6 protein-coding genes, 1 tRNA gene, 1 pseudogene and 1 riboswitch are annotated in these 14648 nt (G+C 47.3%); of the genes and pseudogenes, 4 read left to right on the top strand and 4 right to left on the bottom strand.

Annotated features, from left to right (window positions below; all coding sequences use genetic code 11):
* Positions 1–262: 262 nt before the first annotated feature.
* A tRNA-Pro gene (locus QME03_RS08440) sits at positions 263–335 on the bottom strand.
* 424 nt (positions 336–759) lie between these two features.
* Here QME03_RS08440 and QME03_RS08435 point away from each other — a divergent pair.
* Positions 760–2520 (top strand): 1-deoxy-D-xylulose-5-phosphate synthase, encoded by a 1761-nt coding sequence (locus QME03_RS08435; RefSeq protein ID WP_281724080.1) that lies wholly within the window; start codon positions 760–762, stop codon positions 2518–2520.
* A 367-nt stretch (positions 2521–2887) separates the two neighbouring features.
* Here QME03_RS08435 and typA read toward each other — a convergent pair whose 3' ends face one another.
* Together typA and QME03_RS08425 are read right to left on the bottom strand one after the other, a co-directional pair.
* Positions 2888–4690, bottom strand: a complete 1803-nt coding sequence (typA, locus tag QME03_RS08430; RefSeq protein WP_281724079.1) for a translational GTPase TypA — start codon at positions 4688–4690, stop codon at positions 2888–2890.
* Positions 4691–4839: 149 nt separating this feature from the next.
* Positions 4840–7146 carry a TonB-dependent receptor domain-containing protein gene (locus QME03_RS08425; protein ID WP_281724078.1) on the bottom strand — a complete coding sequence of 769 codons (2307 nt, stop codon included), beginning with the start codon at positions 7144–7146 and terminating at the stop codon, positions 4840–4842.
* Between the two features lie 353 nt (positions 7147–7499).
* A riboswitch (TPP riboswitch) is annotated at positions 7500–7594 on the top strand.
* A 31-nt stretch (positions 7595–7625) separates the two neighbouring features.
* Between QME03_RS08425 and QME03_RS08420 the strand changes: the two genes are divergently transcribed.
* Positions 7626–9908 (top strand): TonB-dependent receptor, encoded by a 2283-nt coding sequence (locus QME03_RS08420; RefSeq protein WP_281724077.1) that lies wholly within the window; start codon positions 7626–7628, stop codon positions 9906–9908.
* Positions 9909–10365: 457 nt separating this feature from the next.
* Positions 10366–10959, top strand: a complete 594-nt coding sequence (gene pnuC, locus QME03_RS08415) for a nicotinamide riboside transporter PnuC (RefSeq protein WP_281724076.1) — start codon at positions 10366–10368, stop codon at positions 10957–10959.
* Positions 10960–11304: 345 nt separating this feature from the next.
* Here pnuC and QME03_RS08410 read toward each other — a convergent pair whose 3' ends face one another.
* Positions 11305–13797 (bottom strand): YfhO family protein, encoded by a 2493-nt coding sequence (locus QME03_RS08410; protein ID WP_281724075.1) that lies wholly within the window; start codon positions 13795–13797, stop codon positions 11305–11307.
* 422 nt (positions 13798–14219) lie between these two features.
* Between QME03_RS08410 and QME03_RS08405 the strand changes: the two are divergent.
* Positions 14220–14414 (top strand): annotated as a pseudogene (locus QME03_RS08405) (IS66 family transposase); the annotation flags it as partial.
* Positions 14415–14648: the final 234 nt, after the last annotated feature.

Here is a 14648-nt window from a genome sequence, read left to right as displayed (position 1 = left end):
GCGTGCTTTTACAGTATAAGCTAGGGCTGCTCATTGGCCCTTTTGACAAAATGTCTGAGGCTTACAGACTGGCTGGTCTCTTGTCTTCATGGCGAGAGGCCTTTTATTTTTTTTGTTTTGCCTTTTCTTTTTACCCCAATCTCTAAGTTTGCAATATGAATTGCAATAAATAAAAATATTGGACTGCCCCGACTTTTCGCCGAGTAAAAAACCTCCTACAAGAAGAAAGGGGTTGATAATCAACCCCTTTCACTCTTTTCTGTCGGGATTACTGGACTCGAACCAGCGACCTCGCGCCCCCCAGACGTGTGCGCTACCAACTGCGCTAAATCCCGAACATTGCTTTTAAAGCGAGTGCAAAGGTAGACAATATTTTGATAATAGCAAAATTTTATCGCCCTTTTTTCGAAAAATCGCTAAAATATTGCGTTTTAAAGGGGCGTTTGATGGGCTTATATACATTTATATGGGCTTTTAGGTCTTGTGTGGAATGATTCTTAGCACCTTGTCTTAACCTGTGATCAGGAATTCACAAGCTTGTTTCCTACTGATGGGGTGGGCGTTTATGGGTTGTTGTCGTTCTTCTGTTGTGTTGGCGTAGAGAGTCAATGCACTTAATAAACTGTCTTAGCTTGACTATCGAGCATCGCATTATCTATAAAATTTCCAATTATTATGGCAGATTTTGCGCCATTCCATCTTCTTTTTCGTAACTTTGTCTGCTTATTGTTAGCTATTCACACAAAAAGAGAATTAAAGATGTATTTGGAACTGATAGACCAACCAGCTCAATTAAGACAATTACAGGAAAATCAATTACAGGAAGTGGCCAATGAAGTGAGAGAGGCTGTGCTTTTTAGGGTGAGTCATCACGGCGGACATGTGGGGCCAAACCTCGGCGCAACCGAAGCAACAGTGGCCATGCATTATGTTTTTAATACGCCCGAAGACAAAATTGTTTTCGATGTTTCGCACCAAAGTTATCCGCATAAGGTGCTCACGGGCCGACTAAAGGGTTTTACCAACTTGGACGACATGAACTCGGTGTCGGGTTATAGTTCACCTCTTGAGTCGCCTGTGTATGATAATTTCGAGATAGGGCATACCTCTACTAGTATCGCTCTTTGCACAGGACTGCAAAAGGCGCGCGACATACTGGGACAAACACACAACATTGTGGCCTTTATTGGCGATGGAAGTCTTGGCGGTGGTGAAGCTTTCGAGGGCCTTAACACCGCTGCTGCAATTGGCACGAACATCATTGTTGTGGTTAACGATAATGAAATGAGCATTGCCGAAAACCACGGCGGACTGTATCAACACCTGGCTCTATTGCGCCAAACACAGGGCCAAAGCGAACAGAATTTCTTTAAAGCTCTGGGTTTCGACTATCATTATTTGGAGCAAGGCAATGATGTTATGGCACTTGTTGAAATGTTTCGTAAGGTGAAAGACACGCCTCGCCCCACCGTGGTGCATATACACACCGAGAAAGGGCATGGCTATGCGCCTGCTACAGCTAATAAAGAACCGTGGCATTACAGCGCTCCGTTCGACCTAGAGACTGGCCAACTGCTGAACACAGGTGGCGGTGAGTATGCGCCTTACATGCTGGGGCGTGTTATTATGGAAGAGATGAAAACCGATCCAAAACTTGTTGCTATCTCGGCTGGCGTGCCTATGGCCTTGGGGTTCGGACCAAACGAACGCCAGGTAATGGGACTAAGGCACATTGATGTGGGCATTGCCGAAGAAGAAGCCGTGGCTTTGGCCTCGGGAATGGCTAAAGGGGGCACTCGCCCCGTGTTTAGTACGTTTGCTACATTTTTGCAACGCACCTACGACCAGCTGGCGCAAGACCTCTGTGTAAATGGCAATCCGGCTGTTATCAATGTGCTAGGCTCCACCATTTACGGCATGAACGACTTCACGCATATTTGCTTTTTCGATATTCCCATGTTCAGTCATATCCCCAATTTGGTGTATCTAGCACCCACCAACTTCGAAGAACTGGTGGCTATGGAACGCTGGGCCATTCGTCAAGAGCAATGGCCAGTGGCTATTCGTGTGCCTGGTGGCCCTGTGCAACATGCTTCTGAACCTTGTGACGACGATTATTCGCAGCTCAATACCTTTAAAATGGTGCGTCCTGGTGCAGATGTTGCCATTATCGGAGTTGGCAATTTCTTGAAAAAAGCCGAAGAGGTGGCCACTCTCTTGGCGCAAAAGGGTATCAAACCTTCTGTTATTAACCCGCGCTTTGTGTCGGGGGTTGACACGCAAATGCTTAACGAACTGATGGCCGACCATTCGTTGGTGGTAACCTTAGAGGATGGTTCGCTTGATGGAGGATTTGGCGAACGCATAGCCAGATATTATGGAACAACTGAGATGCGCGTGATGTGTAGAGGCGTTGAGAAGGCTCTTTACGATAGGTATGATGTGGAGCAGCTGCTCACCGATAGCCGTTTACAAAACCAACAGATTGCAGACGATATTGTAAAAGCTTTGATTGGTTAGACCGTTAACCTGCTTTTTTAATCCCCTTGCCTTGTGCAGGGGGATTATTTTGCCTATAACATAAAATAGTTGTACTATATTTTATGTAGTGAATGCTTTCTACAATCATACATTTGGTTAATAAGGCAAGGCCAATGGCATATTGTATATAGGTGTTATATATAAAGGTGTGGTATAACCTTCATGTCGTTTGGTTTGTTGTAGGCACACCAAATGGGTGTTGGCTAATCCTGAAATTGTTAAACTTTGTATTTCTGCATAAGCACAACTGTGTTTTAGTGTACGCTACAGCATAAAATAAATGTAGGGATGCACGTTGCTGTGCATCCCTACATTTGTTTATTGTTTGGCCCATTTGTGTCAAGCCTTATTCCTTATTCAGACGTTTACGTTCGTTATGGTCGAGTGTCATCTTACGGATGCGCATGTTTTTAGGCGTAACCTCCACAAATTCGTCGCCCTTGATGTACTCCAATGCCTCTTCCAACGACATGATAACCTTTGGGATAACACGTGCTTTGTCGTCGCTACCGCTGGCGCGCACGTTGGTAAGCTGCTTAGATTTGGTTACGTTGATAACCAAATCGTTGTCGTGAACATGCTCGCCCACAATCTGTCCGTAGTAAACTTCTTCTCCTGGATCGATAAAGAACTTGCCGCGGTCTTGCAATTTGTCGATCGAGTAGGCGAAAGCTGTACCCGTTTCCATGGCAATCATTGAGCCGTTGGTGCGCCTTGTAATCTCACCCTTAAAGGGCTGGTACTCTTTAAAGCGGTGGGCCATGATGGCTTCGCCCTGACTGGCGGTGAGAACGTTGGTGCGAAGGCCGATGATACCACGCGAAGGCACATCGAACTCGATGTTCACGCGTTCGCCTTGTGTTTCCATCGAAGTCATTTCTCCCTTTCTGCGTGTCACCATGTCAATCATTTTGCTGGCCGACTCTTCGGGAACGTTGATGGTTAGTTCTTCAATGGGTTCGCAACGCTGTCCGTCTATCTCCTTATAGATAACCTGTGGCTGCCCCACTTGTAGCTCGTAGCCCTCGCGACGCATGGTTTCGATGAGCACCGAGAGGTGAAGCACACCGCGACCGCTAACAATCCAGCGGTCGGTATAGTCTTCAAAGGGACGCACGCGCAAGGCGAGGTTCTTCTCCAACTCCTTTTCTAGTCGGTCGTTGATGTGGCGCGAGGTAACGAATTTGCCTTCCTTTCCGAAGAACGGACTGTCGTTGATGGTGAAAAGCATGCTCATCGTGGGCTCGTCGATGGCGATTGGCGGCAGTGGTTCGGGATTCTCAAAGTCGCAAATGGTGTCACCAATCTCAAATTTTTCGAGTCCGATAACGGCACAAATGTCTCCGCTGTCCACGTGGTCGGTCTTAACGTGTCCCATTCCCACGAAAGTGTGTAGTTCCTTGATGCGTGTGCGTTCTTTTTCGCCATTGCGATGCACCACAGTTACGTTCATCCCATCGGTGAATGTGCCACGATGCACGCGCCCCACGGCGATGCGGCCCGTGTAGCTGCTATAATCTAGCGAGGTGATGAGCATCTGGGGCGTGCCCTCAATTTGTCTTGGGGCAGGTATTTTCTCAACAATCTCGTCGAGCAAATAGTCGATATTGTCGCTTGGAGTCTTCCAATCGGCAGCCATCCATCCGTTTTTAGCCGAGCCATACACCACGGGGAAGTCTAGTTGGTCTTCGGTTGCGTTGAGTGAGAACATCAAGTCGAACACCATTTCGTACACCTCCTCGGGTCGGCAGTTGGGCTTGTCCACCTTGTTAACCACAACGATGGGTTTCAATCCCAGCTGTAAGGCCTTCTGCAACACGAAACGCGTCTGCGGCATAGGGCCTTCAAAGGCATCGACGAGCAATATGCAGCCATCGGCCATGTTGAGAACACGCTCCACTTCTCCACCGAAGTCTGAGTGTCCCGGGGTGTCAATGATGTTAATTTTTACGCCTTTCCACGTAATCGATACGTTCTTCGAAAGGATGGTAATGCCCCTTTCGCGTTCCAAATCGTTAGCGTCCAGCACCTGTCCGCTATTATCCTGCCCTTCGCGAAAGAGTTTTCCAGCAAGCATCATCTTGTCTACCAGCGTGGTTTTTCCATGGTCCACGTGGGCGATGATGGCTATATTTCTAATGTCTTGCATTGTTTTTACTTAAATGAAATCGACTGCAAAGTTACTCATAATTATTGGCAAATGCCCTTGCAGGTGCGTTAAATCTTCCGTTTTGTCGCAGATGGGGTGGGAGATGGGCATGGTGTGGACACTTATTTGGAGCGAACGATGCCGCTAATTCATAGTCGCCCTTTCTCAGAAGCACCTGCGCCAGTGCCGCGATACTTGCTCTTAACGGGCTTAAAGTCGTAGCGAATGGTGAGATAGGCCTGTCGGCTGTCTGGCGATAGCCACTTATCGCTGGCCACGCCGTTGTTATTCATGGTCCATCTTTCGCGTTTGGTGTGCAAAATGTCTTGCATGCCAAGGGTAAACGACAGGCCGCAGGGCAGCTGTTTGGTTAGTGCGGCAGATGCAGTAAAGTCAGTACGATAGTACAAAAACTCGTCGTTACCGGCGCTGTTGCCAGCTAGGTTGAGCGTGAACGATAGCGAATGCGGAAACGAAAACAAGTTTTTAAAGGCGTAAACAAGGAAGGGCGCGTTGTAGGATTGGCCGTTGTGAGTGAGCTGTTGCAGGTTTGCTTTGGCCGAAAACGTGGGTTTCCAAATGCCGAAAGTAGGGGTGTAGGCAAGCATAAACTTTGTGGATTGGTAGGCGGCATTGGCGAATGAACTTATCGAAACGGGCACATCGTCTAAAAGGCGGTGGCAAAACATCACCGCATTAGAATGATGTATGTAGTTGACACTTGCCACGAGGTCGGCATATCTGAGAAGAAGTCCGAAGTCATATTGATGATCTGAGAGCAAGGCGGGGTTTCCTCCCTCGTACTGATAGCGGTTGTTGTAGGCCATGCTACCGCGCATTTGCTGGTAAGAGGGGCGCGAAATGGTGGGTCGGAACGAAAGGGTGGCACCGAATTTCCCTAGTGTATAGTTGAGCGAAAGCGTTGGCGTCAGGCTGTTGTGCCACTTACTCTGCTCGGTTTGCTTTGTGCCATTGAGACGATAGTCGAACGAAACGCCCTCGTATCTTATCCCCGCGTTCAGACTAACATGTTTCCACGCTCGGCCATATTCGGCAAAAAGGGCCACGGCATGTTGCTGTGCTTGGTTGTTCGAGGGGCGTAGATGGGTTATGCTGGCATCGGTATGTGGTACGAAGTGTTGCTTATTGTCGGTGTAGGTGTACTCTTCGCCAAAGGTGAACTTGCCAATGGCGGACCCTTTTGTAAGAGTTAGCTTTTCGGCCACCATAGCAGACCTTTTGTTTGTGTGGCTGCTTACGCGCGTGGTAGTGGCACCCTCGGTTTCGGTTGTGCTCAAATCGGTAGCTAGGCTTAGGCGTGTAAAGGTGATGTCGCCTTCTAATTGCCATTTGTTTTTAAAGTTTTTCAGTATGTAGGCATCGGTGTTGTGCATGCCCCCACTGCTGTTGTGCAGGTAGCGACTGCTGGTGTGGTATTCTTTTCCCGGTTCAAAATAGCTGTGAGATGCCGTTTGATCGAATGGCGTTTTTATCGTTCGCGAGTAGGTATAGCGAATGCCCGTGTACAAGCTGTTGTTTGGCGAAACGTAATTCACGCCCAATGAGGGAACGGCATGTTGCCTTTGCCAAGTTTGGTTGCCGTCCATTTGGGTGCGGTAGCTTTTAGAATTGTGGGTAAAGGTTAAGTTGTTGGATTGTTCTTCCCACGATTTTCTATCCGTATAATACATCGTTGCGAAGATGTCGAGCCCGCCTTTACGATAGTTTAGCGAAAGATATTCGTCGTGAGAAAAGCTCTTGTTTACACGTGCCGATGCTTGCACCATGCCCGAAAGACCGTTGCCCTGCGTGCGTATGGTGGTGATGCGCACCACCGAAGTTACGTTCGAGGGGTATTTGCTGCCTGGGTTCAGTATCACTTGCACCTGTTTCACTTGGCTTGCCTTTATCTCGGCCAGTTCTTTTTGGTGCGAAAGGCGTCGGCCGTTCACGTAAATCAGTGGCGCGCCTCTGCCTAACACCTGCACGGCATCGGCCTGCACGTTGAGAAAAGGCAGCTGATTGAGCACGTCGGCCAGTGTTCCTAGTTTGGCCAAAGCACTGCCTTGCACCGTGGCAACAAGTCCTTCGGCGTTCATTTGGTAAATGCTGGCATTGCCTTTCACCACCACTTCGCCCAGCATCTTGCTGTCTTCGGCAAGTACGATGGTGCCCATGTTGGTGGTGTCGCATTGTTGAAGGTGCGTGATATACCCGATGCACGACACTTTGAGCAGTGCTTTCGTTACATCGCTTGCGATAACGAACACGCCACTGGCATCGCTTGTTGCTCCTGCGAGGAATGAAGAGTCGGCCTGCGACAACAACAATACGTTGGCAAAGGCCACTGGTTGGCCTGCATTGTTGGTGAGTTTGCCCATTATGCCTTGTGCCCAAGCGGTGGGCGAGAATGGGCCGAACGCCGCTAACATCATGAAAAACAAATATCTTAACATAAGCCTTGCGTTGAGTGTTGATAGAAGTGTGGGGTTGCCACTACTGCTTAACGCCTAAATTTTATTGCCTAAGACGTTTAGCTGCAAAGTTAACAATTTTCGTTCAATATGACAAATTAAGAAAACTTAATTATATTACCCCGCGTTAAATCTATATGGGTGAGAGGTGCTACCTTCTGTTTTTGAGTGCTACAATGAAGTGCTGCACATCGTTATTTGTAGGTGTTGCGTTGCGTTTTGCGCATTGTAAACTCCTGATGGCTGTGTTTTTTAGAGTGAAAGAATATGCTCTTTTTCTCCATTTTCAACCTTTTTTCGCTTAAAAAGCATTACTTTTGCAGCCGACTTACAAAGTGTGAGTTAAGGGGTGCTCGATATTTCGGGCTGAGATGAAACCCTCTGACCTGAACCAGATAATGCTGGCGTAGGAATTACAAGAAGGAGATATACCCCTTTTGCGTGTTTCATTCAAAAGGAAAATGAAAAAAACAATGACCTTGATTGCAGCACTCACAGGTGTTGCAATGGCTAATGCAGCCAATCCCAAACATGAAGTGCTCGATACGCTTCGCAGTTACCAATTGCAAGATGTGCAGGTGGTGGCCACGCGTGCATCTAAGAAAACGCCAATGGCCTTTACCAACATTACACAAGAGCAAATTAAGCGTCTTAATACTGGGCGCGACATCCCTTTCTTGCTCACAACTATGCCCTCTGTGGTTACCACTAGCGATGCCGGAAACGGCATGGGATACACCGGATTGCGCATTCGTGGCACCGATGCTAGCCGTATTAACGTTACCGCCAACGGCATTCCTCTGAACGATGCCGAAAGTAGCCAACTCTATTGGGTAAACATGGGCGACTTCGCTTCTAGCCTTGGAAGCATTCAGGTGCAACGCGGTGTGGGCACTTCTACCAATGGTGCGGGCGCATTTGGCGCAACGGTGAACATGCAAACCGAGAATATTGGACTGCAACCCTGGGCCGCATTCGACCTTTCGGGCGGCTCTTACTACTCGCATAAGCAGACCGTGCGTTTTAGTACAGGACTGATGGGCGGACATTGGGGCATCCAAGGCCGACTGTCTAACATCGGTTCGAAAGGATATGTCGACCGCGCTTCGGCTAAACTCAATTCTTATTTCCTGCAAGCCGGATATTTTGGCGAGAACACGGTGGTTAAATTCATCACCTTTAACGGTGTGGAACAGACTTACCATGCATGGGATTTTGCGTCGAAATACGACCAAGAACAACACGGACGCACCTATAACCCAAGCGGAAAAATGGAGAAAGACGCTGCTGGTAACCCACAATTCTATAAAAATCAAAACGACAATTATCACCAACAGCATTATCAATTGTTGTGGAATCAATTGCTTGGCGCTGATTGGAACTTGAACCTTGCCTTGCATTACACCAAGGGCGACGGTTATTACGAACAGTATAAAAAAAATCAAAAGTTGGCACTCTATGGCCTAGATGCAGCCGCCACCAAGGCAAAAAGTTCGCTTGTGCGAGAAAAATGGCTGGATAGCTACTTCTATGGTGCTGTTGCTTCGCTCAATTATGACAATAAACGCAACTTCTCGGCTACGCTGGGCGAAGGCTGGAACAAGTATAGCAACGACCATTTTGGGCGTGTTACGTGGGTGAAAAAGCCTGTAGACGACTTTATGCCTAACCACGAGTACTACAACAACAATACGAAGAAAACGGATTATAACGCATATCTCAAAGCTACTTACGAATTTGTGAAAGGTCTTAGCGCCTTTGCCGACCTGCAATATCGCTATGTAAACGTGCGCATGGTGGGTCCGGCAGATGCCACAAGGGCAAAGCGCAGTTTCAGTTATGATGTAAACGAAACGTTCAATTTCTTTAATCCTAAGTTCGGACTTAACTACGAGCTCTCGCCCTTGCATCGTTTGTATGCCAGTTATGCCATCGCCCACCGCGAACCTGTGCGCGATAACTACGAACATAACATGGATGCACAACTCGAAAAACCACGCGCCGAACGCCTAAACGACCTTGAAGTGGGCTACGAATTTACCGCGAAGAACTTCACGGCTGGGCTTAATCTCTACCACATGAACTATAAAGACCAGCTCGTTCCTACGGGCGAAATGAAACTGGATAAACCCATTACACGCAATTTCGATAAGAGTTATCGCATGGGTGTTGAGCTTTCGGCAGCGTGGATGCCTGTTGATTGGTTCCGTTGGGATGCCAACGCCACCTTCTCTAAGAACAGGGTGAAGGACGTAACCGTAGCGCTTACCGATGGCACGGTGTACACGATAGCTGGCGAAAGTCAGTTAGCTTTCTCGCCTAACACGATATTCAACAACGTGTTTACGTTCGATAAGGCAGGCTTCCGCGGTATGGTGATGAGCCATTTTGTGGGCGAACAGAACCTAACCAATACGGGCTTTAAGACGATGCAGACCAAAGATGAAGGCGGCAACATGGTGAACGACCTTATTTCGCTCAAACAATACTTCACCACCGATATCGACTTGTCGTACACGTTCTCGCTCAAAGCCTTGGCTTTAAAAGAAGCCACCATCGGCCTAACGCTCTATAACCTGTTCTCGTCTAAGTACGACAACAACGGTTGGGCTGCTCCCCAATATCGTTTGGATGGTTCTAAGCTTGTGGCACAGAACACTTGGGGCACACGCGACAGCGATGCAGCTGGCTTCGCTCCCTCTGCTCCCTTCCACTTTATGGCTAGGTTGGCGGTTACTTTCTAGTAGAGTAGTTGCTTTGAGGAGTTAAGGAGTTAAGTTGAGGAGTTAAGGAGTTATGGAGTTAAGCCAGATGTATAGGTGGTGTTAGCCATTTCTTCACCTTTTCACCTTTTCACCTTTTCACTCTTTCACTTTTAGAAGTTATGGAGTTAAGCTAAGCGCTTAGTTGCACATTGGTGAACATCCTTATATACTCATCGTTGCCATAATGCTAAGCAATGCTTTACCGCTTTAATGGGCAACTGTCCTCAACTACTTCGAACGAGCAAATTATCCAAAAGGCCCTTAAACCCCAGCTTCTCTTTATGGGGAGTTGGGGTCGAGGGGCTAATTAACAAGGCATTCATCTTCGATATTATAACAAAGTGGGTGTGTGCCAATATAATAACAACAAGGCAAATCACTCCCCTCTCCCCTTGGAGAGGGGCTGGGGGTGAGGCCGTTTTATAAACTTTCGCGTATGCTTTCTTTCCTTTCCCTTCATTGGCTCGACATCTTCACCACCATATTAGGTCTACTTTACATTTGGTTAGAATATCGTGCGAGCATCGCTTTATGGGTAGTGGGTATCGTAATGCCCGCTCTTGACGTGTGGCTTTATTGGCAACACGGACTATATGGCGATGCGGGCATGGCCGTTTACTACACGTTGGCCGCCATTTATGGTTACGCCGTATGGAAGTTTGGGCGCAAACGCGGACAGACGGCAGGCCAACAGATGCCCATTACGCACATGCCGCACCGGTTGTTTGTGCCTACCGTGGTGTTCTTTGTTGTGGCTTGGGGTGCCACCTATTATGTGCTGATAACCTTTACCGACAGCAATGTGCCCGCGCTAGATGCCTTTACCAATGCCCTAAGCTTTGTTGGCCTTTGGGCTTTGGCGCGAAAATACGTTGAGCAATGGCTGTTTTGGATTGCCGTAGACGTGGTTTGCACCGGCCTATATATATATAAAGGTATTCCCTTTAAGGCCCTATTGTATGGCCTGTATGTGGTTATCGCCGTGGCAGGGTATATGAAATGGAAACGCGAAGCTGTGGTTAGCAGTTAAACCCCAATCGCTCATTAGAACCTAAACAGGTTTTGCTTTATTGTCTAGCAGATTGTCTCTCTTTGTGATGCAGGCGTAGCGGGCTGCGTAAGTAGCAAAGACATACAAGATGCCGACAAGAAAATAAAAGATGTTAGGACACAACACAAAAACATGAATTATGGAAACATTTTGGTCTAATGGCCGATTTGGGTTAAATACGTGGTGATGTAAATTGGCCAGACCAATGGATTGCAACTCTTTTATTGTATCATGATAGTCAACAATTGCGCCAATTTGTTATTATCCCAATGCAAAACCGCCCCGAAATGCAATACATTTCGGGGCGGTTTTATGATGAGCGTTTTACGCCTCTTTCTTTTTCCTTCTCCAATCTAAATACAGCGTTGCCACAATAAGCAGCAGCAATGCAACGTAAGCGAAGTAGGCCACGCTTTCGGTTCGGTCGAGACTCTTGGGGAAGAAGCTCAGCACCACTTCGTGTTTACCTGGCTTCAGGGCCAGCGCGCGAAGCAGATAGTTCACGCGTCCCAATTCAGTAGGCTGTCCGTCAACGGTGGCAGTCCATCCAGGATAATACACTTCAGAGAACACCAGCACACCGCCCTTGTCGCTTTCAACAGTGTAATGCAACTGGTTGGGGGCGTATTTTGTTAGTTCGGCCTTAGCCACAGTTCCCTGTTGGGTGCTTGTTCCGAGCACGCTTTCAAAACGTTTGTCGGCCACAGCCTCGTGTCTAAGGTTTAGTTTTGCCAGTGCGTCGAGCTCTTCATTAGCGTTATTGGCATACGTAACTTTATCCACCATCCACGCATTGCCCAGTGCATAGGGGTTGAGCAAAGGCACTTTCTGGTTGTTTTGCAATGGCATGATAAAGTATTTGGTGTTAAGCATGTTGATAACAGGATAGATAGAATCGCCCTTAACGCGCGTCATGTCGCCACCAGCTTGTGCCACGGCCTGCATCAGACCTTGCATTTCGGGGGCGATATAGGCCTCAATCAACTCTTGATAGCGACGCAATTTGGCTGCGTGGTATCCGCCGATGCTCTTGTGGTAATACGATGTTTCGTTTTCGTTAAAGGTGTTCGAGGCTAAGTTTAGCACACGATAGTCCAACCCTTTGTCTTGAAGTATCAGCTGGTCGGTGCTATCCATGGGCTGAGGTTGGTCGCGAACCGATGCTTCTACAAACATATCGTCGTACAGATAGCGTTTGTTAACCTGCCACATATCGATGAGGCATAACAGTGTGAGTGCCCCAATCATATATTCGGCCTTTAACTTCTTGGCCTTATAGAGCAGCAAGAAGGCTGTGCCTATGAGGATAATCCAGAACGAACGCCAGCAGTCGGCCTTGAATATAGCTTGCCTAACCGCAGTGAGATCGGCCAATATGGGGTTGAGTTGTTGTGGTGGGAACTGCGATAGTGCGCGTATTTCGTCGCTCGATACAAACGAACCGAAGAACACACTGGGCATGAGCGCAAACAAAAGGGCAATTCCTGCCGTAAGCCCAAAGCTTGCATACACATATTTAATTTTCTGTGTAAGCACTTCGGGTTCGTCTATTATCTTCTTTAAGGCCAACATTGCCAGCAGCGGGATGGTAAATTCGGCCACCACAAGGATGGAGGCCACCGTGCGGAACTTGGCATATAGTGGCATGTAATCAATGAAGAGGTCGGTGAGCCACATCATATTTTTACCCCACGATAGGGTAACAGAGAGCACCGTTGCTGCCAATAAAGCCCACTTCATTGGGCCTTTCACGATGAAAAGACCCAGAATGAAGAGCATCAGCACAAACGCGCCAACGTACACTGGGCCCGAAGTACCAGGCTGTTCGCCCCAGTATTGGCCAATTTGTTGGTATAAATAGCTTAGTTCGGGGTTGCCTTTCTCTTGCACAATGGGGTTGGCCGACATCGGCACAGATGCTCCGCCCTTGGTGTTAGGCACCAAGAGAGTCCATGTTTCGCCAATGCCATAACTCCATTGTGTGATATAGTCGCGTTCCAATCCGCTGTTAGATTGGTTGGCATTGTTTTTCTTTACCAGTTCGCTTTTACCTCTCATCGACTCTTGACCATACTGCCAAGTGTGGTAAAGGGTAGAAAGGTTAATGCAAACGGCCAATGCCGCGCCAGCTGCGCATGCGCCTGTTGCTTTTAAAAAGCGTGCCAACTGCTTCTCCTTTACAGCTTGCACCAAGAAGGCAATAATCATAAAGAAGATTACAAAGAGGTAATAATACGTCATTTGCACGTGGTTGGCGTATATTTCGAAGGCTGTAAACAACGCTGTAACAATTAGTCCGCGCATGTATTTGCCCCGATAAGCCCACACAATACCTGCTATCATTGGTGGCAGGTAGGCAAGAGCCATCACCTTCCAGATGTGTCCGGCGGCGATGATAATGAAAAAATAGCTAGAAAAAGCCCAAATCACTGCGCCCAAAGCAGCCAAATGCTGCCTAAAATCGAACGCACGAAGCAGAATGTAGAAACCTAGGAGGTAGGCAAATACATACCAAACATAATCGGGCATCCACAGATGATATGCCTTAGCGGCTGCAGAAAGCACGCTGGTGCTGGGATAAGAGGGCGAGGTTTGATAGGTTGGCATTCCGCTAAACGTAGCGTTGGTCCACCTAGAAGTCTCACCCGTTTTCTCTTTATACTTCAACACCTCTTCTCCGGCGCCGCGTCCGGCCGAGCTGTCGTGTTGATAAAGAATGCGGCCATCTAAGGTGGCTGGCATGAAATAGGCGTATGCCACCACGGCAAAGGCTATGACGGCCACCACATCTAACAGGTATTTTTTTAGTATTTCCATTATGGTATATATGAAATCTTTTATGCAAAGATATATATAATATGTGTATTTCAGGGCCATTAAACCATTAATTTTGACAGTGAAAGGTAAATGTATGGCTGTTTACCTGCGAAAGCGCCAACCTTCGCTGCGACTTAACGCTAAATGACTGGCAGCTTTGGGTGTGTGCTATGATGGCTTTAGGGCTATGCCCTGATGCTTTTGTGCTATGTCCTGATAGCTCTTGGTCTATACGCTGATGCTTTAGGGACTATAACAAGAGGCAAAGTTTGGAGAGGAGAGGTCGTGGTAAACAATGGATTTGTAAAACAAATGAACTAAAAAATAATATCTTTTTACACAGCTTTGTGCACTTGTAACGGGTCAGAGGTATCGATCAGTCTGTATTCTCTCCTCTAAAATCTTCGTATAAAGGTTATAAGAATCCGATGATACCATTTGACAATAATGGAAGCGAAAGGGGAATACGCAAGCTAAAAATCAAACTGAAGAACTCCTGTACATTTCGTTCAGACTTCGGAGCAGACGCTTTCCTTGAACTTCATTCGATTGTAGAAACAGCGAAGAAGCACGACAAAACTCCATATAATGCGATTCAAGCCTTATTTAAGGTTTGATAAATTGATATGCACTTATATAGGGTCAGTCGTAAAATCTTGTTGCAACCCGCTTCTCTTGCACATCATTTCATAGGTATTTATTTATTGCTGTAGTTGCTTAGGTTAGGCCACCATCCAAGCAATCTACGCATCAATGCTACATCATAAGTTTGAGTTCTGACGTATAGTGTTAAATGGATTGCAAATATTTTACAAACACCAATTGCTTTAACATTCATTCTAGCGAAAATC

The sequence above is a fragment of the Hoylesella shahii genome (genome assembly GCF_937990675.1).
Taxonomy (GTDB): domain Bacteria; phylum Bacteroidota; class Bacteroidia; order Bacteroidales; family Bacteroidaceae; genus Prevotella; species Prevotella shahii.
The sequence above is the reverse complement of the archived record's forward strand: the minus strand, read 5'-3'. Positions and strand labels throughout refer to the sequence as shown.